The 24,456-nt window shown below is 64.7% G+C and carries 35 protein-coding genes; 14 read left to right on the forward strand and 21 right to left on the reverse strand.

Annotated features, from left to right (window positions below):
• Positions 1-20 precede the first annotated feature (20 nt).
• The 6 genes from EQZ23_RS10730 (at position 21) to EQZ23_RS10755 (ending at position 3,838) form a co-directional block, all read left to right on the forward strand.
• A complete protein-coding gene (locus EQZ23_RS10730) occupies positions 21-941 on the forward strand; it encodes a hypothetical protein (protein ID WP_128454381.1) in 921 nt (306 codons plus the stop codon).
• A gap of 71 nt (positions 942-1,012) precedes the next feature.
• Positions 1,013-1,486: a DUF2141 domain-containing protein gene (locus EQZ23_RS10735; RefSeq protein ID WP_128454741.1), complete on the forward strand. Its 474-nt coding sequence runs from the start codon at positions 1,013-1,015 to the stop codon at positions 1,484-1,486.
• A 78-nt stretch (positions 1,487-1,564) separates the two neighbouring features.
• The gene (locus tag EQZ23_RS10740) at positions 1,565-2,581 is read left to right on the forward strand and encodes a sphingomyelin phosphodiesterase (protein ID WP_128454382.1); all 1,017 of its coding nucleotides are present in this window, start codon (positions 1,565-1,567) and stop codon (positions 2,579-2,581) included.
• A 116-nt stretch (positions 2,582-2,697) separates the two neighbouring features.
• Positions 2,698-2,943: a glutaredoxin domain-containing protein gene (locus tag EQZ23_RS10745; protein WP_128454383.1), complete on the forward strand. Its 246-nt coding sequence runs from the start codon at positions 2,698-2,700 to the stop codon at positions 2,941-2,943.
• Positions 2,940-3,479, forward strand: coding sequence for a TspO/MBR family protein (locus EQZ23_RS10750; RefSeq protein ID WP_128454384.1), 540 nt, complete (start codon positions 2,940-2,942; stop codon positions 3,477-3,479). Before EQZ23_RS10745 ends, EQZ23_RS10750 begins: the two co-directional genes overlap by 4 nt.
• Positions 3,476-3,838 carry a DUF393 domain-containing protein gene (locus tag EQZ23_RS10755; RefSeq protein WP_128454385.1) on the forward strand — a complete coding sequence of 121 codons (363 nt, stop codon included), beginning with the start codon at positions 3,476-3,478 and terminating at the stop codon, positions 3,836-3,838. The genes EQZ23_RS10750 and EQZ23_RS10755 overlap by 4 nt, the downstream gene beginning before the upstream one ends.
• A 28-nt stretch (positions 3,839-3,866) precedes the next feature.
• Here the strand turns inward: EQZ23_RS10755 and glpD are convergent, their stop codons facing one another.
• The 14 genes from glpD to EQZ23_RS10825 all read right to left on the reverse strand — a co-directional run bounded on the left by glpD (position 3,867) and on the right by EQZ23_RS10825 (position 15,053).
• Complete coding sequence (gene glpD / locus EQZ23_RS10760; RefSeq protein WP_128454386.1) at positions 3,867-5,363, reverse strand: glycerol-3-phosphate dehydrogenase; 1,497 nt, start codon at positions 5,361-5,363, stop codon at positions 3,867-3,869.
• Positions 5,360-6,847, reverse strand: a complete 1,488-nt coding sequence (gene glpK, locus EQZ23_RS10765) for a glycerol kinase GlpK (RefSeq protein WP_128454387.1) — start codon at positions 6,845-6,847, stop codon at positions 5,360-5,362. Before glpK ends, glpD begins: the two co-directional genes overlap by 4 nt.
• A gap of 16 nt (positions 6,848-6,863) precedes the next feature.
• Positions 6,864-7,673, reverse strand: coding sequence for an MIP/aquaporin family protein (locus tag EQZ23_RS10770; protein WP_128454388.1), 810 nt, complete (start codon positions 7,671-7,673; stop codon positions 6,864-6,866).
• Between the two features lie 175 nt (positions 7,674-7,848).
• The gene (locus EQZ23_RS10775; protein ID WP_128454389.1) at positions 7,849-8,436 is read right to left on the reverse strand and encodes a GNAT family N-acetyltransferase; all 588 of its coding nucleotides are present in this window, start codon (positions 8,434-8,436) and stop codon (positions 7,849-7,851) included.
• Positions 8,437-8,704: 268 nt separating this feature from the next.
• Positions 8,705-8,965 carry an AlpA family phage regulatory protein gene (locus EQZ23_RS10780; protein WP_128454390.1) on the reverse strand — a complete coding sequence of 87 codons (261 nt, stop codon included), beginning with the start codon at positions 8,963-8,965 and terminating at the stop codon, positions 8,705-8,707.
• On the reverse strand, positions 8,965-9,594 hold the full coding sequence (locus EQZ23_RS10785; protein ID WP_128454391.1) for a J domain-containing protein: 630 nt from the start codon (positions 9,592-9,594) through the stop codon (positions 8,965-8,967). Before EQZ23_RS10785 ends, EQZ23_RS10780 begins: the two co-directional genes overlap by 1 nt.
• 229 nt (positions 9,595-9,823) lie before the next feature.
• Entirely contained in the window at positions 9,824-10,114 is a 291-nt protein-coding gene (locus tag EQZ23_RS10795) for a hypothetical protein (RefSeq protein WP_128454393.1), read from the reverse strand.
• The gene (locus EQZ23_RS10800) at positions 10,111-12,168 is read right to left on the reverse strand and encodes a ParB/RepB/Spo0J family partition protein (RefSeq protein ID WP_128454394.1); all 2,058 of its coding nucleotides are present in this window, start codon (positions 12,166-12,168) and stop codon (positions 10,111-10,113) included. The genes EQZ23_RS10795 and EQZ23_RS10800 overlap by 4 nt, the downstream gene beginning before the upstream one ends.
• 241 nt (positions 12,169-12,409) lie before the next feature.
• Entirely contained in the window at positions 12,410-13,210 is an 801-nt protein-coding gene (locus tag EQZ23_RS10805; RefSeq protein ID WP_128454395.1) for a ParB/RepB/Spo0J family partition protein, read from the reverse strand.
• Positions 13,210-13,452 carry a DUF2312 domain-containing protein gene (locus tag EQZ23_RS10810; RefSeq protein ID WP_206364245.1) on the reverse strand — a complete coding sequence of 81 codons (243 nt, stop codon included), beginning with the start codon at positions 13,450-13,452 and terminating at the stop codon, positions 13,210-13,212. The genes EQZ23_RS10805 and EQZ23_RS10810 overlap by 1 nt, the downstream gene beginning before the upstream one ends.
• A gap of 81 nt (positions 13,453-13,533) precedes the next feature.
• Positions 13,534-13,722 carry a hypothetical protein gene (locus EQZ23_RS10815; RefSeq protein WP_128454397.1) on the reverse strand — a complete coding sequence of 63 codons (189 nt, stop codon included), beginning with the start codon at positions 13,720-13,722 and terminating at the stop codon, positions 13,534-13,536.
• Positions 13,723-13,830: 108 nt separating this feature from the next.
• Positions 13,831-14,001, reverse strand: a complete 171-nt coding sequence (locus EQZ23_RS19805; protein WP_164913421.1) for a hypothetical protein — start codon at positions 13,999-14,001, stop codon at positions 13,831-13,833.
• Positions 14,001-14,432 carry a hypothetical protein gene (locus EQZ23_RS10820; protein WP_128454398.1) on the reverse strand — a complete coding sequence of 144 codons (432 nt, stop codon included), beginning with the start codon at positions 14,430-14,432 and terminating at the stop codon, positions 14,001-14,003. The genes EQZ23_RS19805 and EQZ23_RS10820 overlap by 1 nt, the downstream gene beginning before the upstream one ends.
• Positions 14,433-14,534: 102 nt before the next feature.
• Positions 14,535-15,053 (reverse strand): phage regulatory CII family protein, encoded by a 519-nt coding sequence (locus EQZ23_RS10825; protein ID WP_128454399.1) that lies wholly within the window; start codon positions 15,051-15,053, stop codon positions 14,535-14,537.
• 628 nt (positions 15,054-15,681) lie between these two features.
• Here EQZ23_RS10825 and EQZ23_RS10835 point away from each other — a divergent pair.
• From EQZ23_RS10835 to EQZ23_RS10860, 8 genes are all read left to right on the forward strand, one after another.
• The gene (locus EQZ23_RS10835) at positions 15,682-16,164 is read left to right on the forward strand and encodes a helix-turn-helix transcriptional regulator (RefSeq protein ID WP_128454401.1); all 483 of its coding nucleotides are present in this window, start codon (positions 15,682-15,684) and stop codon (positions 16,162-16,164) included.
• Positions 16,161-16,334 carry a hypothetical protein gene (locus tag EQZ23_RS19810; RefSeq protein WP_164913422.1) on the forward strand — a complete coding sequence of 58 codons (174 nt, stop codon included), beginning with the start codon at positions 16,161-16,163 and terminating at the stop codon, positions 16,332-16,334. The genes EQZ23_RS10835 and EQZ23_RS19810 overlap by 4 nt, the downstream gene beginning before the upstream one ends.
• A gap of 8 nt (positions 16,335-16,342) precedes the next feature.
• Entirely contained in the window at positions 16,343-16,798 is a 456-nt protein-coding gene (locus tag EQZ23_RS10840; protein ID WP_128454402.1) for a LuxR C-terminal-related transcriptional regulator, read from the forward strand.
• A 133-nt stretch (positions 16,799-16,931) separates the two neighbouring features.
• The gene (locus EQZ23_RS19815) at positions 16,932-17,108 is read left to right on the forward strand and encodes a hypothetical protein (RefSeq protein WP_164913423.1); all 177 of its coding nucleotides are present in this window, start codon (positions 16,932-16,934) and stop codon (positions 17,106-17,108) included.
• 33 nt (positions 17,109-17,141) lie between these two features.
• Positions 17,142-17,591: a hypothetical protein gene (locus EQZ23_RS10845; RefSeq protein ID WP_128454403.1), complete on the forward strand. Its 450-nt coding sequence runs from the start codon at positions 17,142-17,144 to the stop codon at positions 17,589-17,591.
• 5 nt (positions 17,592-17,596) lie between these two features.
• Positions 17,597-17,932 carry a hypothetical protein gene (locus EQZ23_RS10850; protein ID WP_128454404.1) on the forward strand — a complete coding sequence of 112 codons (336 nt, stop codon included), beginning with the start codon at positions 17,597-17,599 and terminating at the stop codon, positions 17,930-17,932.
• A 60-nt stretch (positions 17,933-17,992) separates the two neighbouring features.
• A complete protein-coding gene (locus EQZ23_RS20045) occupies positions 17,993-18,574 on the forward strand; it encodes an SHOCT domain-containing protein (protein WP_206364219.1) in 582 nt (193 codons plus the stop codon).
• A 35-nt stretch (positions 18,575-18,609) separates the two neighbouring features.
• The gene (locus tag EQZ23_RS10860) at positions 18,610-19,035 is read left to right on the forward strand and encodes a hypothetical protein (protein ID WP_128454405.1); all 426 of its coding nucleotides are present in this window, start codon (positions 18,610-18,612) and stop codon (positions 19,033-19,035) included.
• Between the two features lie 59 nt (positions 19,036-19,094).
• On the opposite strand, the gene EQZ23_RS20275 is transcribed toward EQZ23_RS10860, so the two are convergent.
• The 7 genes from EQZ23_RS20275 to EQZ23_RS10895 are packed head-to-tail and all read right to left on the reverse strand — an operon-like array spanning position 19,095 to position 24,456.
• Entirely contained in the window at positions 19,095-19,496 is a 402-nt protein-coding gene (locus EQZ23_RS20275; protein WP_240663490.1) for an ogr/Delta-like zinc finger family protein, read from the reverse strand.
• Between the two features lie 17 nt (positions 19,497-19,513).
• Complete coding sequence (locus EQZ23_RS10870) at positions 19,514-20,638, reverse strand: contractile injection system protein, VgrG/Pvc8 family (RefSeq protein WP_128454407.1); 1,125 nt, start codon at positions 20,636-20,638, stop codon at positions 19,514-19,516.
• Entirely contained in the window at positions 20,638-21,012 is a 375-nt protein-coding gene (locus EQZ23_RS10875; protein ID WP_128454408.1) for a phage tail protein, read from the reverse strand. Before EQZ23_RS10875 ends, EQZ23_RS10870 begins: the two co-directional genes overlap by 1 nt.
• Positions 21,012-23,246: a phage tail tape measure protein gene (locus EQZ23_RS10880; protein WP_128454409.1), complete on the reverse strand. Its 2,235-nt coding sequence runs from the start codon at positions 23,244-23,246 to the stop codon at positions 21,012-21,014. The genes EQZ23_RS10875 and EQZ23_RS10880 overlap by 1 nt, the downstream gene beginning before the upstream one ends.
• A gap of 3 nt (positions 23,247-23,249) precedes the next feature.
• Positions 23,250-23,369 carry a GpE family phage tail protein gene (locus EQZ23_RS10885; RefSeq protein WP_128454410.1) on the reverse strand — a complete coding sequence of 40 codons (120 nt, stop codon included), beginning with the start codon at positions 23,367-23,369 and terminating at the stop codon, positions 23,250-23,252.
• Between the two features lie 8 nt (positions 23,370-23,377).
• The gene (locus tag EQZ23_RS10890) at positions 23,378-23,890 is read right to left on the reverse strand and encodes a phage tail assembly protein (protein ID WP_128454411.1); all 513 of its coding nucleotides are present in this window, start codon (positions 23,888-23,890) and stop codon (positions 23,378-23,380) included.
• 56 nt (positions 23,891-23,946) lie between these two features.
• On the reverse strand, positions 23,947-24,456 hold the full coding sequence (locus EQZ23_RS10895) for a phage major tail tube protein (RefSeq protein WP_128454412.1): 510 nt from the start codon (positions 24,454-24,456) through the stop codon (positions 23,947-23,949).

Below are 24,456 nucleotides of genomic sequence, written 5' to 3' on the forward strand. Positions count from 1 at the left end.
CTTCATGACAGGAGAGCCGCATGACCGAGATGCCGCTGACGCTGGCCCGCGTGCAGTTCCCGCCGCTGACGCCGACGATTCCCCGCAAGAACTTCCTCGGTCGCTGGCTCGCACCGCTGCTGTCGGCCGCGATCCTGATCGCCGCGCTATGGCAGCTTCGGGGTCTCGACGTCGCCGGTATGCTGCATTTGGTACCGCGTTCGCCGTTGTTCTGGACGATCTTCGCGCTCGGCTATCTGGTCACGCCGTTCAGCGAATGGGTGATCTACCGGCGGCTGTGGCAATTGCCGCCAAGCGGAATCCTGGCGCTGCTGCGCAAGCGGATCAGCAACGAGATCGTGCTCGGGTATTCGGGTGAGCTGTATTTCTACGCCTGGGCGCGCAAGCATGCGAGCATGGTCGGTACGCCGTTCGGCGCGATCAAGGACGTCTCGATCCTGTCCGCGGTCGTCGCCAACGTCTGCACGCTGGTGCTGGCGGTGATCAGCTGGCAGGCGCTCGGCGCGTTGCATCTCGGCACCGATGCGAAGGTGATGACGGTGTCCGCCGCGAGTATGGCGATCCCCTCGCTCGTGACGCTCGTCCTGCGCAAGAAGCTGCTGACGCTGCCTCGTCCCGAACTGAACCGGATCGCGGTCATCCACCTCCTCCGGATCGTCGCGACCACGCTGTTCGCGGCGTTGCTGTGGGCCGCGGTGATGCCCGCCGCGCCGATCGCCTGGTGGCTGGCGCTGGCCACCTTGCGCCTGCTCGTGTCGCGCCTGCCGTTGCTGCCCAACAAGGATATCGTGTTCGCCGGACTGGTCGCGTTCACCGTCGGGCGGACGTCCGAGGTGACCGCAGTGCTGACGATGATCGCGGGTCTCTGGCTGGTCACCCACCTGTTGCTCGGCGCTGCGCTGACGGCGGTCGAACTCGTCACCATGGAGCGTGCGAAGTGATCCTGCCCGTCGTTCTGGCATCGGTCGTCCTGGCACTTGCTGCCGCGTCTCCCGCCGCGTCGCCCACGGTCATGCCGCCCTCGACCCCGGCGCTCGGCACGGCGGCGGCACGCTGCCGGCTGCACGAGCCCGGCCCCGCGCTGATCGTCGACGTCGACGGCCTGAAGGACCGCGTCGGCATTCTGCGCGCCGAACTCTACCCTGCGCGTGACGGCGATTTTCTTGCCGACGACAATGTCCTGGTCGGGCAGGGCAAGACCTTCCGCCGGGCTGTCCTTGCCGTACCCGCCACCGGACCGGTGTCGCTGTGCCTGCGTGTGCCTGAACCCGGTACCTATGCGCTGAGCGTGGTCCACGCGCGCGACGGTGGCCACGGTTTCAGCCTGCTTCACGACGGTATCGGCTTTGCGGGTAATCCGAAGCTCGGCCATTCCAAGCCGCATGCGGACCAGGCGAGCATCGTGGTGCACGCGGGGCTTACCACCACGCACGTCGTGATGAACTACCGCAACGGGCTGTTTTCGTTCGGGCCGCTCAAACGCTGACGCTGGCGCTGCACATTCGCACTGAGGACGATGGCCGGCTGCGGCGTCATCGCACCGAACGACGACGGGGATAGAGACATGGCGATGATGCGATATGCGGTGCTGGCGGCGGCGATTGCGATGCTGGCCGGCGCTACGGCGACGACGGCGCAGGCCCGCGAGGTCACGTTGATGACCTACAATGTGCACGGCCTGCCATGGCCGATCACCGACGATCGCTCGGTCGATCTCCGCGCGATCGGCACGCGGTTGCGGGCGATGCGCGATGCCGGCGATCAACCCGGTATCGTCGTCCTGCAGGAGGCCTTCGTCGATAACGCCAAGGCGATCGGCCGTACCGCAGGCTATCGGTACGCCGCATTCGGCCCGGCCGAGACTGCGGCGGCGATCGTTCCCCGCAACGACGACGATTTCGTCTCGGATGGCAGCCGGCTGGTCGGCGAACGGCTCGGCAAGCATGTCGACAGTGGTCTGGCGATCTTCTCCGACTACCCGATCCTGGCCGTGCGGCGCATGGCGTATCCGGTCTGCGCGGGGTATGATTGCCTCGCCAACAAGGGCGCCGTGGCGGCATTGATCGCGGTACCGGGCATTGCGACGCCGATCGCCGTGGTCGACACGCACCTCAATTCGAACACGGCCTCGGGCGCGCCCTCGCCCCGCGCGATCTATGCGTATCGGCGGCAGCTCGATCTGCTGGCGGATTTCATCGGTTCGCTCGGCGCGGGCGATCGGCCGATCCTGGTGGCAGGCGACTTCAATGTCGGTCGCGACCTTGCGCGGCGCACGCATTTCGACCTGCGCATGCTGGGCGGCGAGGCCTCGCTCCAGACGGCAGTGGCGTCCTGCCGCATCGCTCCGCGCTGTTCGGTCGCGGAGCCGTCGGGAATGGCGCTGTCGATCGGGCGTGGCAAGGACTGGATGATGTACCGTCCGTCGCCGACGGTACGGATCCGTCCGGTCGCGCTCGCAGCGCCGTTCGGTCAGGCGGCGAACGGAACGATGCTGTCGGATCATGTCGGTGTGTCGGTCCGATATCGCATCGATACGCGCGCCGCACCCGCCGCATTGATCACCACGATCGCGAGCCGGTAACGCGGGCAGGGGCGGCTTCGGTCTCGGCACAACGATTGCGGTCGCCGGGCGGAACGTCGGGGCCGCTGCTGCGCTGTGCCTCATGCGGGCCACTTCCCGCTGCGAGGACGATCCACATGGCCGACACGAGGACTGCGATACTCTACCGGATGATCCTGTTCGATCATGTCTGCCCGTTCGGAGTGCGCGCGAAGGCGATGCTGGAGGATCGCGGCTTCGCGATTGAGGACCGGATCCTGCGGTCGCGCGAAGAGGTGGACGCCTTCAAGGCGGAGCACGGCGTGGCGACGACCCCGCAGGTTTTCATCGACGACGAACGGATCGGCGGCAGCGACGATCTCGAACGGTATTTCGCATCATGAGCGACGCAAAGACGACAAACTCCGGTGCGGGACTGTCGCGTCCGGCGGCGTTCGCGATCGTCGCCACGGTGCTTGGCGCGAGCGCGGTGCTCGGCCGTCGCAATGCGCCCGATCCGTCGCATCCCGGCATCCGCCGTTGGTACAAGCGGCTCGACAAGCCCTCCTATACGCCACCGGACGCGGCGTTCGGCGCAGTTTGGCCCGTGCTCGAGACAGGGCTCGCGGTCGGCGGCTACAGGCTGCTCCGCCAGCCAGCCGGCGCACCGCGCAACACGGCCGTCGGCCTGTGGTTGCTCAACAGCGCGATGATCGGCGGCTGGACGGAAATCTTCTTTCGCAAGAAGGCGCTCGGGTCGAGCACGGTGGCGTCGGGCGCGATGATCGTGACCGGCGCCGCGTACGTCTTGGCTGCCGACCGGGTGGACCGGCCCGCCGCTGCGACGGCGGTACCGTTCGTCGCGTGGTTGGGTTTCGCCACGCTCCTCGCAGAGCGGATATGGCAGCGGAACCGGGACGTGAAAGACGTCGTCACATGACGCGTCTCACCGTCTGGCATGATGGTGGCTGCCCGTTATGCCGACGGGAGATCGCGGTCATGCGCAGGCTGGACCGTCGTGGTGCGATCGAGTTCGTCGACGTCAGCGATGGCGCAAGCGCTTGCCCGATCGACCGCGATGCGTTGCTTGTGCGTTTCCATGCGCGCGAAGACGGCCGGATGTTGTCAGGAGCAGCGGCATTCGCGGCAATGTGGCGCGCTATTCCGCTGCTTCGACCGCTGGGCCTCGCTGCCCGCAACCCTTTGATACTAGCGGGGCTCGAACGCACCTACCGTCTGTTCCTGCGCGTTCGTCCCCGCCTTCAATTCCTTGCACGCAAGCTGGAACGCGCGCCCTAGGGATGCCTGGGGCAAGATATGAGCGCACTCATTGCGCCGGTACGTGGCCTTTGCGTGTGGCCAGATACGATTCCACCGCAGCCTGCAGCGGAGCGCCGCCGTGCAAACCGAGTTTGGTCCGCCGCCAAAGGATGTCCTCGGCGGTCTGCGCCCATTCCTGGTCGATGAGATAATCGATCTCGCGGGTCGAAAGCCCATGGCCGATGTCGTCGAGACTGATGGCGTCGCTAAGGACCCGCTCGATCCTCGTACCATAAGCGTGCGCCATGCGCGCGGCGGTGACGGCGTCGAGGAACGGCCACCGCGAGCGGACGCTCTGCAAAAACGCAGCGAAGTCGCCATTCGGGAGGTCGCCGCCCGGCAGGGATACGCCAGCAGTCCAGGGTTTAGCCATGTCGGGCAGGAACGGCGCAAGGTCTTCGAGCGCATGTTCCGACAGACGGCGATAGGTCGTGATCTTGCCGCCGAACGCCGACAGGATCTGCGGCGCTTCGCCGGTGCCGAGCCGGAGGACGTAGTCGCGGGTGACTTCGGACGCGTTCTCGTTGCCGTCGTCGAACAGCGGGCGCACGCCCGAATAGCTGCCGACGACGTCGCCCGCACCGATCTGGCGCGAGAAGTAGCGGTTGACGCTGTCGCACAGATATTCGGTTTCGTCGGGATCGATTGTCGGGTGCGACGGATCGCCTTCATAGGGTTTGTCGGTGGTGCCGATCAGCGTGAAGTCGTCCTCATAGGGGATGGCGAAGATGATCCGCTTGTCGGGGTTCTGCAGGATATAGGCGTGCTCGCCCTCGAACAGCTTTTTCACGATGATGTGGCTGCCCTTGACAAGGCGCGGCGGCCGCTCGGCATGTGCCTGGGGCATCTCGGCGAGCACCTTGCTCACCCATGGCCCCGACGTGTTGGCGATAGCGCGGGCGGTTACCGTGCTGCCGTCGCCGAGGCTCGCGACCCAGTGGACGCTCTCCCGGCGTGCGCCCTCGAAGCTCGTATGGGTGCGGATCTGCGCACCGCGTTCGGCGGCATCGAGCGCGTTCAGGACCACCAGCCGCGCGTCGTCGACCCATCCGTCCGAATAGACGAAGCCGTGGCGGATGGGTTTCAGACCGGCACCCCAGTTGGTTTTGTCGAGGCGCACGCCCTTCGACTTCGGCAGGCGGGTGCGGCCGCCGATATGATCGTAGAGGAACAGCCCGAGACGGATCAACCAGGCCGGGCGCATGCCAGCGGCGAGCGGCATGACGAAGCGCATCGGGCTGATCAGATGCGGCGCGACGTCGATCAGCTTCTCGCGTTCGGCCAGTGCCTCCCGGACCAGTCGGAACTCGTAATATTCGAGATAGCGCAAGCCGCCATGGATCAGCTTGGTACTCGACGACGAGGTATGCGAGGCAAGGTCGTCGCGCTCGACCAGCATCACGCGCAGGCCACGCCCGGCAGCATCGCGGGCGATGCCGGTGCCGTTCACGCCGCCGCCGATCACCAGCAGGTCGACGTCGATGTCGGGTTTCGTGGTGCTCATGCTTTCGTCCTCGAGCTGGTTCGATCGACGGCTTCCTGCCAGCCGGCCATCAGCGTCGTTCGCTCGGCGCTCCTCATCCTCGGGTCGAAGATCCGATCCTCCTTCCAGGTGGCGATGATGTCGTCGGGGCCGTTCCAGATCCCTACCGCCATGCCCGCGAGGAAGGCCGCACCGGCCGCGGTCGTCTCGATGTTCGCGGGTCGGACGACGTCGGTATCGAGCATGTCCGCGAGGAACTGGCAGAACCAGTCGTTCGCTGCCATGCCGCCGTCGACACGGATCTGGCGGGCATCGCGCGCACCATCCGCGACCATCGCGTTCATCAAATCGGCCGTCTGATAGGCGACCGATTCGAGCGCGGCGCGGGCGATGTGTGACCCGGTGGCGGCAAAGGTGAGGCCGGTGATGCTCGCGCGCGCGTCGGGGTCCCAGTGCGGCGCGCCGAGACCGACGAACGCCGGCACCATGTAGACGCCGTCATTGCCGTCGAGCTTGGTCGCCATGTCGTTCGTGTCGGAAGCCTGATTGATCAGGCCGAGCCCGTCGCGCAGCCACTTCACCGCCGCGCCTGCGACGAAGATCGAACCTTCGAGCGCATAGGTGATCTCGCCGTCGAGCTGATAGGCGATCGTGGTCAGCATGCCGTTCTTGCTGGTCACGGCCTCCTTGCCGGTGTTCAGCAGCACGAAGCAGCCGGTACCGTAGGTCGACTTTGCATCACCGCGCTGAAAACAGGCCTGACCGACCACCGCCGCCTGCTGGTCGCCCGCCATCCCGCCGATGGGGATCGCCCTGCCGAGCAGGTCTTGCGTCGTCTCGCCGAAGATCGTGCTGTTGTTCTTGACGTCGGGCAACAGGCTTTCCGGGATGTCCAGCATCCGCAGCATGTCGGGGTCCCACGCGCCCTTGTGGATGTCGAACAGCAACGTGCGCGAGGCGTTGGACGCGTCGGTCGCGTGAACCTTGCCGCCGGTCAGCCGCCAGAGCAGGAAGCTGTCGATTGTGCCGAAGGCGAGTTCGCCCCTGTCGGCGCGGGCGCGGACGCCGTCGACATTGTCGAGGATCCACTTGAGCTTGGTGCCGGAGAAATAGGGGTCCAGGATCAGCCCGGTCCGCTCGCGTACCAGCGGTTCATTGCCGTCCGCCTTGAGGTGCGCGCAGAGCTTGGCGGTACGGCGATCCTGCCACACGATCGCGTTGTGGACGGGCTTGCCGGTCTTGCGGTCCCATACCACCACCGTCTCGCGCTGGTTGGTTATGCCGATCGCGGCAACCTTGCCGCCGTCCGCCTCAGCCGCCTCTTTCAAGGTTGCGACCGTGTCGCGCCAGATGTCCTCGGGGTCATGCTCGACCCAGCCTGATTGCGGATAATGCTGGGCAAATTCCCGGCGGACCGTCTGGCGGGGGACGCCGTCGGTACCGAACGTCATGCTGCGGGTCGAAGTCGTGCCCTGGTCGATCGCCAGGATGATGGTGTCGGTCACGCCTTACACTCCTCGGTCATTGCGGGCCGGCGACAGGCTTGTCGCGCGGCAGGAAGGGACGGACCAGCAGATGCTGCGCACCGCCGCCGATCACTGCGCCGATCAGCGGGCCAGCGATCGGCGCCCACCAGTAATTGCCGACACCGGGAAAGGCGGATGCGTCCCAGCCCATCAGCCAGGCGAAGGTACGGGGGCCAAGATCGCGTGCGGGATTGATCGCCCACCCTTCCAGATAACCCATCGACGCACCGATCACGGCGACGAGCAGGCCGATCACGATCGCCCCGAAATTCGCTTGCGGGGCCATGGTATTGAACTCGTCGGTGATCGCGAAGATCCCGAAGATCAGGATCGCGGTCAGAATGATCTCGTCGACGAACCCCTTCATCGTCGTCACCGCGAGGCCGGGCGCGGTGAAGAACACGCCTGCGCCACCGCCGCCCGCGCGCGTGAGGTTCTGGGTCGCGTTGAAGTGGTCGATGACGTTGTAATACAGAGCATAGACGATCGCGGCGCCGACGAACGCGCCGACCAGCTGTGCGCACCAATATGGCAGCACCTTCTTCCACGGAAACCCGCGATAGAGCGCCAGCGCCAGCGTGACGCCAGGATTTGCGTGCGTGCCCGATACCGCGCCGGTGACGTAGATCGAGATCGACACCGCCATGCCCCAGGTCATGCAGACCCCCCAATAGGCCGTCTTGTACGGGCTCGGATCGTACAGCGTGTACATCGCGGCGACCGACAGGCCGAAGGTCATCACGATACAGATCGCGATCGCCTCGGAGATCAGTTCGCCGAGAAAGGCTTTTGCGTGCGGGCTCATCTGCCCGTTCTACCACTCGGTACGGTTTGGTCGAGTACCGCAAACGCCCCCGCCGCCGTCCAACCGGGACCGCCTCGCGTTACGGTTTGATGCCGCTGGAGCGTGCCTTCGGAATCGGTCTGAGCGAATTGCGGACTCTCGGACCACCAAGACCCGCGCGCGAAGGCCAACTCGCTTACCCGAGCGGTTGCGCTTGGAAGGGCGGGGGCGGGAGCAATTTTCTTGATCGCCACTCGGCGGCGGTAGTTTCCCAGATACCGGCGGGCATGCGTCCGCTTACGAAGTTCCGAGGTCCGACCTGTACCAGCCGCATCCCTTCCCGCTCCGACAGGCGGCGGGAGGGCATGTTCGCCATCGCCTTGGGTACACGCATGACGGGGAAGCCGAGCACGTCGAACCAATAGTCCGTGGCCAGCGTGCATGCCTCTGTCATCAGGCCCTGCCCATGCCAGTCCAACCCAAGCCAGAAGCCCCGATTGTCGTCAGGCCTGTCAGCGACGCTGATCGCGCCGATCAAAGGGCGCCGCTTCCCATTGAGCCGGATAGACCACGCCCATTCTATTCCCTGGGCCACCGAGGGAAAGGTCACCTCCTGCAACAGCCTGCGAGCGCCATCGGCAGGGTAAGGCCATTCCAGGCCATGCGAGAGGTATCGGACTATCTCCCAGTGCGGGAACAGCCGCTGTATCGCGTGGCTATCGGCTAGCACCATGGGTTCGAGGACGATCCTTTCCCCCTGCAATCTCGGCACATCGTTTCGCATCAGTAACGGTAGCAGGGCTGCTCACGCGGTAATTGTACGGAAGCGCCAAGGTCCCGCCCCGCGACCTATGATTGATAGATTTATGCGAAGGACGGCCTCCGACGACGACGGACGCGGCTTACCCCAACGGCGATCGGGGAGGGCAGCTTGGGAAGAGATGGTGCCGGTTGCAGGGATCGATTTAGCATGGTCAAGTTCCCGGAATACTTATGAATTGTGAGTTTTGATTTTCGGGGATGCCCCCAGGAATGCCCCCTCGTTTGGGGGCTCAATCAGAGGTACGGGGTGACCGGTGCTCGCTTGCCCACGCCGCGAAATCGCTTTCCCACCATCCCACGCAGCGCTTCGTGAGCGCGATGGGTTTGGGCATTTCGCCTTCGCGTACCCGGCGGCGGATCGTCGATTCGCTGAGGCCGGTTGACGCGATCATATCGTCGAGCCGGAGGAAGCGGCCGCGCGCGCTGGGGACGCCGAGCTGCTTGCTCTGCGCGAGCGTGCGACGCTCCCGCTGCGCGGTAGATCCTGGCATCACAAGGCCCCCTGTTTGGCTTGTTCGTAGGCTTGGCTAAGGCGGTCCCACGTTTCGCGGTCACCGACGGCGTTCGGATGCGCGGTCTTCGCCAGCGCGCGGTACGCCCGGTCGATCTCTGCCCGGTCAGCGTCGCGCGACACGCCCAGTACGGCCGACCATGATGCCGGCGCCGGCAACATGGTGTGGCCGGCGAATGCCTGACGCAGATCGGCGACGCCCCAGCGCTCTTGGCCGCGGAGCGCCTCGATGTGCGCGGCGATCGCAGCGATGTTGTCCGGCACCGAGTCCCAGCGATCGCAGGCCAGGACGTGCGATAGCTTGTCGAGGTCGAAGTAGAACGCGACGCCGGCGTCGAGCGGATCGCGGCGGCTGACGTTCTGGTCGCGGGCGCCCGACGCCGTGAACCGGATGTTGGTCGACAACACCATGTTCTGCACACGCCAGGGCTGACCGGTCTTCGTGAGCGCACCGATCTGGCCGCGCAGTCGGCTGCGACTGCTCGTCAACGTCATGCGCGAGCCACCGTCGCGGAACAGGGCGGGTCGCGGCTGCGCCGTGCGCGGTCGGCCTGTTGGCCACGCCAGGGGATGGCCCGCCGCGATCGTCGGCATATCTCCCGCGGCCATCAGTACGCTTCCTCTGATACGGTGACCCGGTCGAGCAGGTAACAGCCGCTGATATTCTTCAGCCAGATTACGGCCGAGTGCCCTGACAGCACCTCGGCCGAGGACCGCGTCACGGTCGAGACCTGATCGCCGCAGTCCATTCGAACGATAACGGGGCTGCCGACCGAACAGACTGCGTTGAAGGTGTCGCACTGGGCTTGGAGAGCTGCCGCTGTGGGAGGGCGCATGATCATTCGTCCCAATACTGGCGATCTTCGGCGATCGCTTCGGTGGGGAGCATGGGGCCCATGTCGAGCATCTCGGCTAGGCTGGTGGCGTACTGCCAGCCCTGCATGAGCGTCATGCGTGCCTCGTGGCCTTTGGGCGCGTTCCAGTCGCGGAACATGAGCCAAGCCGTCCGCGCGCACCACAGGGAGCGGAACGGCTGGTATTTCGCCAGACCCATCACGCGCTCGCTGAAAGAGGCCCGATATGGGTTCTGGCGCTTCGCTTCCGCGATCAGCGCATCGATACGGTTCACTGGTCGATCTCCTCGGCAGGGTAGGTCGCGATCTTGGCGTCGTACTCGGCGCGGGTGGGGAAGATGGCGTCGACGCACTCGGAGTAGAGAGCGATCAGGGCAGCAAGCGTCTCGACCGTGTCGACGCCGTCATCGTCAGCGCCGATCAGCGTGAAGGTACCGCTCTCGCCGCGAGCCCAGGGCTCGCCGTCGAGGATCATGACCTCGGGTTCGGGATCCATTGCGAGCGCCTGCGCGACCAGAGCGTCGTCGCGTGCGCCTTCAACTGACCGTGAGACCTCGAATTCATCGCGCGTCGCGAAAACCTGCTCAATCAGGTTGGCATCGAAGTTTGCCAACAACGCGATCCAATTGGGGACGTAGCCGTCTGCGCCTTCGTCGGTCACCGAATAGCTCCCGTCCTCGGCGCGCTCCCATATGTCGCCGTCGATCAGTGCGATCCCCGGCGGGGCCATGTCGACCAGCTCGGCGGTACGGGTCGCGATCGCGTCGGCCGCTGTCGCCTTCTGCGCTTCCCGTGCGGCGATTTCTGCGGCACGTTCGGCTAGGATCTGATCGTAGATGGCGGTCGCGTGCGCGGTCGCTGCCTCGGCCTGCTCCTTCGACACCCAAACCTGAACGGCAATGAGCAACCCTTCATTGCGCCGCATGTGATCCGGCTCGGCTGGGCTGATCCAGCCGTGCGTCGCGATCCGCGCACGGCCTTCGAATGGCGTACCTTCGAACGTGCCGACGGCCTCGCGATAGGCGATGCGCTCGATCTCGTTGGCTCGCACCGCCGCGGCCTGCTGTTCGGGGGTCAACTTCTCCGCCGACGCCACGTTATCTTGCGGCGGCATGACGGCGTTGAGCTGACCTTTTTCGACGTAGAAACCGCGATCATACGCCTCGAGCTCGCCCTCGCCGTTGATGCCGACGAGCAAGCGAACCTTGATTCGGTTATTCCGGACCGTCTTCCACATGCGATCGGTGGCGCTCTGATTGTAGACGTTGCCGACCCAGGCGAACCCGGCCGGAGCCTTTGGCGGTGTCATGCCCCATGAGGGGAAGACGATGTCGTCGAGCTTCACGAAGCCGTCGACAGTTTCGCATTGCAGCGCCTCGGCCATCTCCTGTTGACGTTGGACCATCTGAAACGCGATGTGCTGCTCGGCGAGCACGCGCAGGCGCGGCGCATTGGTGAGGGTGCGGATATCGCCCTCGGCCTGTGTCTCGGTGAAGAGGTCGTCTTCGTAGCCGCTGCCGTCGCGCTCATAGGCAGTTTCACCGACATATTTGAACAGCGGCGACGCGGTGGTGACGGTCTTGTCGCGATACGCCCAGCCGATGTTAGACGCGCTGTGCTGGCCGTGCGACGTGCTCTTGCACTGAGCCTTGAACACCTTGCCTTGGATCTCCTGATCCTGAGACTTGGCATATGCCATCGCGCTATCGATCGTGATGCTGCGCGACCCGAGGGCGTCGAGGATGTCGGGATGCAGGCTGGCGAGGCGAAGCCTCTGTTTCACGACGCGCTCCGAGAAACCGAAACGCTTGGCCAGGCCCTCGGGCGAATTGGTGCCCCGGTCCATGAGCGCCTTGAAACCGAAGACTTCGTCGACGGCCGACATGGTCCGCTGCTGCAGGTTCTCGGCAAGCGACAGTTCGATCGCGTCGGACTGATCGCGGATCAGCACCGGGACGGTGAACGTGTCGTCGAGCAGCTCGCGCTCCTGGAGCCGGTTCAAGCCCTGCAGGCGGCGACCGCCGCCGACAATGTAGACCAGGTGCGCGTCGTCGGGCCACTGGCCGGCGTAACCGATCAGCGACTGCAGCAGGCCGTGCCCGGCGATGTCGTCCGCCATGACGTCGACGTCTTCGGCCATGCGGATCCGCCGGATGTTTTCGGGCGCGCGACGGAGCCGACCGAGCGGGATCAACTCGGGCACCGACGGCGCGATCGTCGACGTGATGGTCGCCAGCGCCTCACGCGTTTCCGCGACAGCCTCTTTGCCCGTCAAACGCTTGCGCGAGCGGGGGGCAGGGCTCTTTAAAATCGTGGTCATCTCGTTCATGGTCGGGTGTCTCCGGTTGCCAGTGTCTTGGTGCCGCGAGCGTGTTTCCGATGGGGGCGGCAGGGTTCGCTCACATCCGCGGGGGCAACCGCGGGTGCTTCGGAATGCGAATGACGGGCCGGCATCGATGCCGGCCCGTCAGGATTCTCGTTCGTGATCAAGCGCAGCTGCACGCCTTCGGCCGGGTGCCGGCGATCCAGTACGCGGCACGTCGCGCAGGTGCAGATCTCCGGCACCGCGTTCACTCCGCAGCCGCCTCGGCGTAGGACTCACCCAGCAGCTGCTTGGCGGCGAACGTCACGCTGATCGATCGCGCGGTTGCGAGATCCCGGAACCGGGACATCCACGTTTCCTGATCAGCATCGCGCAGGATCTCGTGCAGGAGGAAGGCGGACAGCGCCGCCCCCTGCTGCGCGACGAGCGGCACGATCGCGCCGAACATGGTGTTGCAGTTCCGCAGGACAGCCAGGGGAAAGCCCTTGGCGAGCGCCTCGAGCGATACCCGGGTGACGGCCTCGCCATGCTGGCGGTAGCATTGCTGGATCGCCGCGACGTTGTTGATCCAGCCCGGCTTCCACGTCCGCACATCGGCCGCGCCGGTAATGCGCAGGCCGACCAGTTCGACCAGGGCCTCGATCGCGATCGCGTCCGCATCGCCAGCGGCGATCGCCGCCCGGAACAGGTTCATCTTCGACAACGGCTTGCGCTGCTGGTTGAGCGACACGAATGCCGCCGCCTCGTCCTGAGCGCCGTCGTAACTGGTGACGACGCACGGCAACTGAGGAATGTCGGACCGCTGCCGCGCAGCCTCGAGACGATGCTGACCGTCGACCACGTAGAGACCGCCATCGGCTCGGCGTGCAACGACGAGCGGCTGATAGAGCCGCCAGTCCCAGTGCCGGGTGATCCGGTTGATCAGCGTGCGACTTGCCTGGGCGTCGGTCGGGCGCTGATAGGTCGGATCGACCCGAAGCTGGGCCGGGGTGCAGAACTGCAGGATCGGCATTTCGCCGCGCTGTGGCTCGATCGTGACGCTCGCCATCAGATCATCCCCAGCGCTTGGAGATAGACTTCCAGGATCGCTTCCTCTTCCTGGTATTCCTCTTTCTTCTTTTTGCGGATCGTCAGGATCTTGCGGATAGCCTTCGGGTCGTATCCACGCCCCTTAGCCTCAGCCATCACGTCCTTGATGTCGTCGGTGATGCCGCGCTTTTCTTCCTCGAGACGCTCTGCGCGCTCAATCAGAAGGCGGAGCTCGTCGGCCGCCACGGCGCCGCCGCCCATGCCGTGCTGGCGTTCTTCGGTGGCTTCTGGCTTGCTCATGTTCATGATTTCCTGCGTGCTTGGGTGACGATGCGGCGTGCGTCAGAACATCGGCGGGGGGCGGCGTTTGACGGGGTGCAGGTCATTTGCGAGGCAAAGGACGGCCAGTCCGTCATCGAAACGAACTGCGGCAAAAACCTTGCGCACGACGAGGACGTCGCACTGCTTGCCGGTGCGGCCGAGCCCCTCAAAAAGGGCACGATCGCCACAACAGACTGCGACGTCCGCCATGTCACTGGTTCCACCAGGTTACGATCAGCGCCCATGGGACAGCCACCACGATGACGATGGACAGCAGTCGGGCCCGCGCCCGAAAACGCCGAGATTGGCGAACATCGGTCAACGATCGGTCGACTGATCGAACGGCGTGAAAGCTGGCTCGACATTGCCCAGCGCGAGGCTGACGATGCGAGCCCATTGCGGGCAGATCGAGGCGGCGATTGTGCCAATCGAGGTGGCGCCTGCGGAAATGAACAGGCCAATCGCGACGCCGTGGAGAATGTGCGGCATCACTGCTGCACCGGAACGGTCGGCTCGCCGACGCAGCGGGTGCAGGTGTTGACGCCCTGCCAGGCGCAGCTCTGCGCCCCGTCAGCCGAGACGCACGGATCGTATTCGCTGCAGCCGCAGCCGCGGCAAATGCGGGGATGCTGATCCGCGGGCGTGTCGCGCAGCTGCATGTAGACGTCGGCATCGATCGGGAAGGCGTCGGCAAACCCGTCGATCGTCTCGCGATATTTTGCCGAGCTTCCCTGCGTTTCTAGCAGGCAGACCAGCGCCCTGACCTCGGACTGGTTGGTCGTCGAGATCCGCCGGGCAACCTCGTCGACCGACAGGCCCGCGGCCTTGCGGCGAAGCTGCAGGTAGCTGGCGGGGCTGAGCGGCGATGCGACCGGTGTCGCGAAGCGACTTTGGTCGATCGGTAACGCGAAATTGATCATGGCGAACCTTTCCAGACAAGGCGGCGGAGTTTCCGAAAGCACGTGCGATCGGATCAAGTGGGCTGGTGTTTGCGAGGGGCGGGGCTACCCGCTGCGTTCAGTTCAGGGCGGTGCTTCCGTGGGAGCGCCGATGCGTTCGAGCTGGTACCGAAGCTTTGCGGTCGCTCGCTCCAGGTCGGCGATGTGCTCAAGCGTGGCCTCGGCCTCGCGGCGCGTGACTTTGCTGCCTTCTTCACCGGTGCCGGCGAGCGCATCCGAAATTGCGCGCGAGACGTCGCCGACCTCGATGCTGAGCGCCATCACGCCGGTCCGCAGGCAAAGCTCGCCGCCCTCATGCTCCGGCAGCATGATGACTACCGCGCCGAGAATACTCGCCATCGTGCTCAGAATGTGCGGATGGCCATCTTCCCTGGCGCCGATGGCATCGATCCGGACGGCGTCACGAATGGTGATGCTGGCGCGATCGAACTTCGACGAATAGCAGGAGAAGCGGGTGTCTGAGAGGCCGGTCTCGGCCTCGCAAACCTTGCCGCCACCGGCTGCCTGGATCGCGCGCTTGGTAGCCTCTGCGAGGCGGCGCTCGTCGACTGGGATAAGGTCAGCCACAGCGGGAAACCTCAATTTCTATTCCCGATGCGCTGATCGCGTGCCCAGTGCAGAAGCAAAACGATGAGGACGCCGACGGGGATCGATCAAAGACAGTGGCAGGCGACCGGCGCAGGGCCGGCGCGAAGCGTGCTCCCGGCCAGGAGGCACGGATCCGGATGGCCTGCCGACACCCGAACAGAATTGATGACGCCGACGACAGCCAGGGAGACGATAGCTGCCGTCGACGCTCGACGCCGGGACGACGATCGAGGGGGGGAAGAAAGATCTTTGCAATCACCGCAGCGTCCCCTTGCTCTCAATGACAACGGGGTCCTCGGTAACGAGACGATACAGGTCAGGCCGAAGTTGCTCCTTAGGGATGCCAGTCTCGGCTTCAACGGTCAGGACGTACTCGGCGGGCAGGGGTTTGCCCTTCGACAACCATTTCCAAACCGATGGCTGCGCGATTCCCAGAAGCCGAGCGAGAGCCGCCTGCGAACCCACACACTCGACCGCGCGACGCAAAGCGTCGTGCGAGGAGCTGGGGATCGGCTGTGGCATCGTCGTCTAACCTCTGATTCGTACCTATAGCTTTAGGTATGACTCTAGCTAGACCTAGACGTGTATGGCCGTCAATACCTGAAGCTATACTTTCATCGTTATGATTGTCAGCGAAAGAGTGCGCGAGCGCATGGTCGAAGTGGGCCTGTCTCAGTCCGAGCTGGCACGCCGGGTCGGGGTAGCGCAGCCGACAATCTACAAGCTGCTGCACACGGCCAAAAAGGGATCTACCAAACTACACCTGATAGCTCGAGAGTTGCGAACTACGCCCGCATACCTTTCGGGCGAGACCGACGATCCGGATTTGAACGCACCGCCGCCGCAACCCGCGGCGCCGCCGATGATCCTGATGTCGGTCAATCTTCCCCCGGAGCGCGCCCTGGCGAGGATGTTCATAGGCCTCCTCGCGGGGATTGATCCGAAGGCCTCCCGGGACGAGCAAGCTCTGCTGCTCGCACAGCGACTTCCCATCGGGCTGTCGCAGCTGCGAGATCTGCTGCCCGATCCGGTGACGCCGGACCACCCGGAACGAGCAGATGTCGACGAAGCTCGCGCCATGCCGCATCCCGAACCGATACGGTGACCGAGCAAGCGATCTCGCATCGGGGGCAACTGTCGATGCAGCCGGCGTTCGCTTTGTACATGGGGGCAATCACTGCAGTGAGCCTAACCTATCGCAAGCAAAACGTGCCGTTAACTATGTTCAAAGCTGATCTTTCCGTCGTCGCCTCGACCGCCGCGCTGCGGGCATAGGCGCGGCGATGGAAAAGCTCACGCCGCGGCAACGCGCCTGCCTGAAACTCGTCTGGGAAAAACAGGCGACATCGAAGGAAATCGCGGCCGAGCTCGGCATCAGCAAGACGACGGTCGACGGCTACATCTCCGAGGCCGTCGAGCAGCTCGGCGCCCGCGATCGCCGCGATGCCGCTCGAATGGCGTTCGGCGGATCACCCCGTGCAGAATCAGGGGGCGACTTGACGGGGGTAGAAAGCACAACGCCGCCCGAGCGACCATCCGACCCAGCTGGCCGGGCTGCCCACTTCCTGGGACCGCTTGCGCCAGCCAACAGGGATGCGGACAATGACGCAAGTATCACAGCTCGTCTCGCGTGGATCCTTATCCTCGCAATCGGCCTCGCAGTCGGCTTCGGATCGATCGTTACAGCCGTTCACACCATCAGCGACATCGTCCGCAGCGACCAGCGGCCAGCCCGCTAGCGCGACGATCGCCGAGCGCCTTCACCGGTACGAGGACCTGCTGCGCGCGGCGCATGTCGCAGGCCTCGAGCTCGCCCTCGATCTTCGCCGGATCCAGACTGAGACAGGACTGACGGCGATCACCGGCCACGCGATGTTCGCCCGTTTCGATGAGGCGCAGATGCAAGTCGGGACGGCGATCGGATCGGCCGCGGCCGGTCACCGGTTGGCGCGGACGCTCGCTCCGGTTGCGGGGATCGATCCGCTTTCATACGGCGAGACGACGGATCCCGCCCAGGCCGTGGACGTGCAGCTGAAGCAAGTCGCGTAGAGCAATTTAATACAGGGCGAACCAGGTAGGCCAATGCTGCGGATCATCCTCTTCGAATTGCTGCAGCTCGCAGTGTCCTGGTTCGCCATACGGCGAGGCGGCGCTCCGGAGCGGATGGTCGGCTGGATGTTGATCGTGGCGGCGATCACTAGTCTGGCGATCGGCATACCGGCAAACGCATTTCGCGGTCTCAGTTTGCCGCATTTCACCATCGACATTCTGCTGTTCGGCGGGTTGTTGGTGGTCGCGGCGCGCGCAAACCGGTTCTGGCCGTACTGGATGGCAGCGCTCGAGCTGCTCGCGATCGGTGTGCACGGCGCGCGGATGGTCGATCCGTCACTGGTCCCAATCGTCTATTCGAGGATGATTGGGCAGGTCGCCTATCCAATGTGCGCTGTGCTCGCCTTGGGGACCTATCACTACATCCGACGCACCCGTCTCGAAGGCATAGCGCCGCGGCCCTGGTCGCCGCTCAGATGGTAGAACCGATGAAAACGACGAAGGTACTGACGCCGGCCCACACCGCTGCGTCTTCGCAGCTCTATGACGCTCGCCGCCTTCGCGACGAGGTCTTCGGTTTCGATCGAGAAGGGTTCGGCGAACCAGGTTGGGATATGATGCTTGCGCTGACAGCGCGCGGCGAGATGTCGGCCGAGGATCTCGCGGCATCTGCATCGGCCCCGGCGCCGATCGCGGCCACGTACCTCGACTGGCTGATGTCGCGCGAGCTCGTGACGCGGTGCGATCCGAAGAAGATCGCTTTGGCCGAGCGCGGGCGTTCCCTGATGTTGACGTATCTCGATCGGCAAGCGGGCAGGGTTTGAACGCAACCAGGCGGCGAGGGCGGTGCTCTCGCCAGAACGAAATTAACTCAGGGGGATTTGATGGCTAACGTATCGGAAGAACTCGCGCGCCTCGCGCAATTGCGCGACCAGGGCGTGCTGAGCGAAGATGAGTTTCAGGTTCAGAAGGCAGCCGTGCTGAAGGGCACACCGGCCGATGCACCAACGATCGCGCCGGAGAAGAAGAAATCGGGCGCCGCAAAGGGCTGCGGGATCCTCGTGCTGGCCTTGATCGTGCTGGCGCTGATCGGGATGATCGCCGGCGGCAAGGGCGCGGACAGCTCGACGTCGGCTGAAACCGCGGCGACCGTGCAGCCGGTCGCGGTGACGGCGCAGCAGTTGTTCGCGGCATATGATGCGAACGAAGCGGCCGCGCAGCAGACGTATGGCGACAAGCCGTTGCTCGTAACCGGTACCGTTGCCGGCGTGGATCTCGGCGTTACCAACGAGCCGCATGTGCTGCTGCGTACGTCCAACGAGTTCATGAATGCGCAGGCAACGCTAACAGAGGCATCGGAGCCGCAGGCTACCGGACTGAGCAAGGGGCAATCGATAACCCTGCTTTGTGCGAAGGTGAGCGAAGTGATCGGCACGCCGATGCTGAGCGAATGCGACATCAAGTAAGCCAGTCCGGGCGCGAACCGACAAGGGAAACGAACATGACGATCGAGACTGACACCAACGAACCAATCAGCGCTGAAGATGCCCCCGATTACAGCGGCGATCCGCTACTCAACGTAATGGTTCATTTGGCCCACCAAGGGGTCTCGCCAGCAATAACGTTTTACACGCAAGGTCTCGTGTTCAGCGGCAGGATCTTGTCTCTGCGCGCTTACCTGGAGCAGAATATCAAGTTTAACGGCGGGGCAGGAAACGCCCTGGCGCCGATCTTTGAAACCGTACTCGCCGGGATAGTCGAACCAGACGACGCAGCGCCGGCGCCGAACTATGGCTATGTCCACATGTTTGGTCGGACGTACATTCCCGGCCAGCCGGGCATGCCCGACAATAGCTCGCTGATGCGGATCCAGCGATCTGGAATAATCGGCTGGTCGCTAGGCGCCTACGAGGAAGGCCGCGCATAAAGCGGTACCCCTTGCCGCGGCGTGCGAACTCGACCGCTGCGGCAAGCTTGATGCCTGCTTTACGATAGGGGCGAGCCCGATACGGCGTCGCTTGTTGGTAATGCGCCGTCGTCATTGGCAGGCGGATGATCTACCGAACCCGGTGCATCGCCACATGGCGGCATGTCGTCATTCGCCGGCCGACGCCGCGGCGGTGTCGTTCGCAATAAAACCGCCGGGTTGGGCTGCGCGCCTGCCGATATGACATGCGTCAACGTCAGGTCCGCGCCGAAAGTCGCGCAGCAGTTGTCGTTCTGGCAAGCAAGCGTGACCTGGCGAACGATCGGATCGGTCTGCCTGCTGCTCCGCACCTTCAGAACGGACTGACAATGTGGGCAACCGATGGTGATACGCTTGCCGGAATACGCGGCGTTCGAAGTCTGATTCAATGTATGGCCCCCCGAAGGATGCCTCCCCGTCACCGAATATAACAGATCGTTTAATTTTTGCGATAGACCGACGGAACAAAAGAGGCTTTTGCGAAACTGACTTTGGCGAGGGTCTCGAGTTTCATTGATGTGCCCAATCCGCCCTGACCGTCGAGGTTGTGCGACAGTTCGGCGATAACCCATTTCTGACCGACGATCGTCGGCTTGAAGCCGGTCAACGTCACCGGCCGTTCCGGGTAGAGATCCGGACGACCATAGCCGAGCGTGAAGTCAAACTCGGCCGCGGCGCGTTTCGCCTTCGCGTGGGCAGCGTTCGCCGCAGTTCGCGCGTCCGCCTCCGAATGGTAGATTTTGCGGAGGCGGTGTGGCGTACCCTTGCCGGTACCGACGCCTACGGTCTTGCGCGTCGCGCTGTCCGAATCGTGCCAGCGCGCCTCGACTCCGGCGTCGGCCGTGCGATCGACTTCGCGGTAGCGCCCGCCGCTGCCATCAGTAGCCGCGATCGTCAGCGCCGGCAGCGCGCGGCCGCTCGGCGATACCCCGCGGCCGACCGGCGAAAGAATTAGGCGGCGATCCTTGATCTGCGCGACCGCGTCGTGCTCGCGGCCGAGGCGATGCAACAACGCCATATCGCTCTGGCCGTGCTGGACCAGCGCCGGCACCGCGACGTTCTCGAGCTCGGGCGCGACGCGCGCCTGGTACCCGTGCGCAGTGGCGACCTTGCGCGCGATCGCGCCGAGCGTCGTATCGCGGTGGCTCTTCTCGCGGCGGACGCGGAAGCCTGCCGTGAGGTCCGCCGAACGCGCTGTCAGGCGGATTTGGGCGGGCGCCTGGCTCCATTCGACCTCGTCAACGGTGAACGCGCCCTTGTCGACCAGGCCGACCTTCACGTCGCCGCCCTGCAGCCATCCGAGCTGCAGCTTCACGACCTGACCCTTGCGGGGCAGATCGAGCTTCCCGTCGCTGTCGTCGAGCGTGACGTCGAGCTGGTCGGCTTCACCGCCGCGCTTCTCCGTCAATGCCAGACCGATTAGCCGGGGCCGAATCCTGGCCGTGATGTCGACGAGGTCGCGCAGCTCGGCGAAGACGCCGCCCGCGAGATCCACGTCGCCAATCGACAGGCGGAAGTCGGGTATGTTGGCACGACGATCGCCGGCATAATTCGCGTCGACCATCAGTCGACCCGATCGAGATCGAGAGTGAAGTCCACCAGGCGCGGCGTCCCGTCGACCAACATGTGACGACGTCGCGCGTCCATGCCGACGACCCGAAAGTTACCCCAAACCGTGCCCGAGCCGTCGACCAGCGGCCATGCTTCGCCCTGGTCGGCCATCTTCTTCAGCGTAGCGATCGCGCCGTAACTGCCGGCGACCTCGGGAACGATCGCGCCGGCGAGGCTGACGCTCTCGTCGCCGGGGCCGAGATACTGGCTGGCGGCGCGCGCGCCGATCCGTTCCGTCTTGGCCTGGCGCCAATCGGTGCGGTGCGACATTTCGGCGAACGGAAAGCTCGCGAGGTCGAAGACGAATAGCCCGAGGGACGCCAGCATCAATCATTATCCCGTAAGCTCGAGCGATCCTTGCGTTCCTGTTCACGCTTGACCGCTGCCATGAATTCGGACGCCTGCTGCTCGGGCTTGCCACCGCCCTCGACCTTGACGTGATAGGTGTTGTGCGTGGTCCCGCGGCCACCTCCGCCAGCGCGGGCGGGGACGACTGGCCGTACAGGCGGCAATCCGCCACCGCCACGACCACCCGCCGGTACCACAGGTGCCGCGCCTCCGCCGAGGCGAAACATTCCCATGACTGACGAGGCGAAGGCGTAGAGGTTCGGGAACATCGTCTTCAAACCGAGTAGCAGGCCGTTCATCATCAGGCGGCCGATCGAGGCGAACCACGTCGGCATCTTTTTGAAGAACCCTTTGATCTTCTCCCAGTGATTGTAGAGCGCGAGCCCTGCAAGGCCGAGGCCCACGGCGATCGCTGCGACCGCAATCGCGGGCAGGCCGATCGTCGCGCCGATCACGCCAGCAAGGGCCCAGAAGATCCGGACAGCCCAGCCGATCGCACCGCCCAGGCGCATGAAGACGCCGGCGCCGCGCACCAACCAGGGTAGAACGCCACCGACGGCGATCCCGATAATCCCGAGCGCGGTCGCGCCGATCGTTAACACGATCGCGAGCTTTCCGAGACCGGCCGACAGTTCCGGATTGCGTTGCGACCAGGCAGACATGCGGTCGGCGAGATCACCGATCGCGCCGGCGCCGCGCTCGATCGTTGGCAGCAGGCGATCGCCGAAGCGGATCTTCAGCGCATCGATCCGATTGTTCATGACGAGAATGCGGTTGGCGGTCGTTGCCGCAACGCCGTTATATTCCGACTGCATCGACCCCGCATAAGTCGAACGGTTGCCAACCCGGTCGAAGTTCTTCGACAGGGTCGGCAGCTGCGTCAGCATAGGGGCGATCGCGGCAATTGATTCGGATCCGAACAGTTCGGTCATCAGCCCGGCCTGCTTGTCTTTCGACAGGCCGCCAATCCGTTTCATCACATCCATGATGGTACCGGCCGCGTCTTTCTGCATACGCTTTGCGACGGCGGTGCTCTCCAAGCCGAGTGTCTTGAACGCTTGGCGCTGCCCCTTCGTCGCCGCGGTGCCCTTGGTCAGGGCGAGCATCGTGTTCTTGATGCCGGTCGCGGCAATCTCGCTCTCGATCCCCATGCCGGCGAGCGTCGCGCCCATCGCGGCGATCTGACCGGCCGCAAGCCCGCCGACCGCGCCGAGCGGACCGATGCGCGTGACAATATCGGTGATGACCGACGACTTCGCGCCGGCAGTGTTGCCAAGGTAATTGACCTGGTCGGCGAGATTCCTGATCTGGCCGCGGTTCATGCCAAACGCATTGCGCCAAGCGGCCATCGTCGTTCCGGCTTCGTCGGCCGACAGGTCGAACGCGATGCCCATCTTGGTCGCGTCGCTGGCGAAACCGATCAGATCCTTGCGCGCGACGCCGGCCTGGGCGCCGGCCGCGACGATCGCCGCGATTCCATCGGCCGCAAGCGGCATGTTCCGGCTGAGATCGAGGATGTTGTTCTCGAGCTTCTTCACTTCCGCTGGCGTACCGGAGACGACCTTACGGACGTCGGCCATGCTCGACTGAAACGCGATCGCCGGCCGGGCGACGGATGCGACACCGACGCCGGTTGCGGCGCCCGCCGCCAGCAGTGCGGCGCCGCGGCCCTGCATCTTGCCACCGAACTCGCCCGCGCGTGCTATGCTCTGCCGGCGCTTGGCGATCGCCTCGCTGCGTTTCTCCTGCTCCTCCATCTTTCGATTGGCGGCAGCGAGAGACGTCGTCAGCCGGGTTTCCTCGCGCGCGAGGTGCGCGATGTCGACCCCGGCTTCCTTCGCCTCGTGGCGCATCTTGGAGAGGCGTTCGGTTTGCTTCACGCTCGCGGCCGACAGGCGAGTGACTTTGCTCTCAGCTTGAGTGAGCTGGCGCTTCAGCGTTCCGATCGGACCGTCACCCTGCTGGATCGCAAGGTTGAGGTTGCGAACCTTGCGGCGTGCCTCGTCGAGTTCGTTGTACGTCTTGCCGGCCTGGACGCCGAGCGCCTTCAGACCATCGACCTTAGCGGCCTGGCGCTCGAGCCCGACGATCTCTTTCTTCGTGGCGAGCATCTCATGCGCGGCGCGCTTTGCGCCTCCCGTCATAGCGCGCAGTGGACCGCTGAGCCGATCCATGCCGGTGAATTTTACGAGCAGGGATAGGGTGCGATCCACGGGCTATTCCTGTTTGGGGGCGCGAGCGAGCGCGCGCTCGTGCCATTCGCCGAGCTCGATCAGGGTCATTCGGTCCATGTCGGTAAGGCCGACGCCAGCGAGGATGGCGTTTATGTTCGCCATCCAGTCTTCTACTCGATCCGGAACTCCGCTCTCCGGCGAGCACTCAGCAAAAAATCCGACACCTTTGCTGCCAGCCCCATCAGTTTCGCCAGGGGCAGTTCGTCGATCGCCTCCTCCGACAGGCGGGGTGTCGAGATCCGCGGCACGACGGCGCGCAGTTCCTCGTAATAGAGGTGCTGCAGTCGGGCGACGGACACGTTGCGCAGATCACCGCCGAGCGGCTTGCGCAGCATGATGCCCTCGACGCCGTCGTCGTCGATCTGCGCGAGCTCACCCATGTCGGTGATGATGTCGACCAGGTCGTCGCTTGCGAGCAGGTCGATCTCATGCTCGAGCAGATCGCAGACGCGCGGGAGCAGCGCGCGGAACTCGTCGTAATTACTGACGGACATCTTCGCTAGCGAGAGGCCCGCGCAGTCGCGGCCGAAGATGTCACGGATCTCGAGCTGGGCGATCGTCATGTCGCCGCGGGTCAGTGGCGTCTCGAGGATCACGATCAGAGGTTGCGACGTGTCGGTCATGGGAGGCTCCGGTGTTCGTATCAGGATTTAGGCGGGGTCCGCGCGGGCCCGGGACGTCAGGCCTGAATCGCGGCGCGGATGGCGGCCATCCGGTCGATGCCGTTCTGGATCCACACGCAGCGGAGCATGTCGATCTCGACATCGGTGCGACCGTTGATCGACCATTTCAGGTAGTTCAGGGTCGCCTTGATCGGCATCTCGGTATTGTCGCCGACCTTCGCGCTGCCCGGATCGATCTCGGTGAACATGCCACCCATCACCATTTCCGAGGCCATCACGCCGCCCGTATCGTCTGCCTGGTAGGCGCCGACGAAGCGCAGCATCACGCCCTCGATGCCAATCGCGCCGAACATGCTGAGCGACTGGCGGACGAGACCGCCGAGCTTGATCTCGGCTTCGAGCTTCTCGAGACCCATCTCGACGTCGAGTTCGCCGAGCATGCCACCGCCGCGGTACTGCTCAACCTTCTTGGCGAGCTTGGGCAACTGGATTTCGGGCACGAGACCGACCCAGCTTTTGCCGTTGGCGAACACGTTGTGATTCTTGAGCTTGAAGGGGAGGCCCAT

The sequence above is a fragment of the Sphingomonas sp. UV9 genome, from assembly GCF_004101245.1.
GTDB lineage: Bacteria > Pseudomonadota > Alphaproteobacteria > Sphingomonadales > Sphingomonadaceae > Sphingomonas.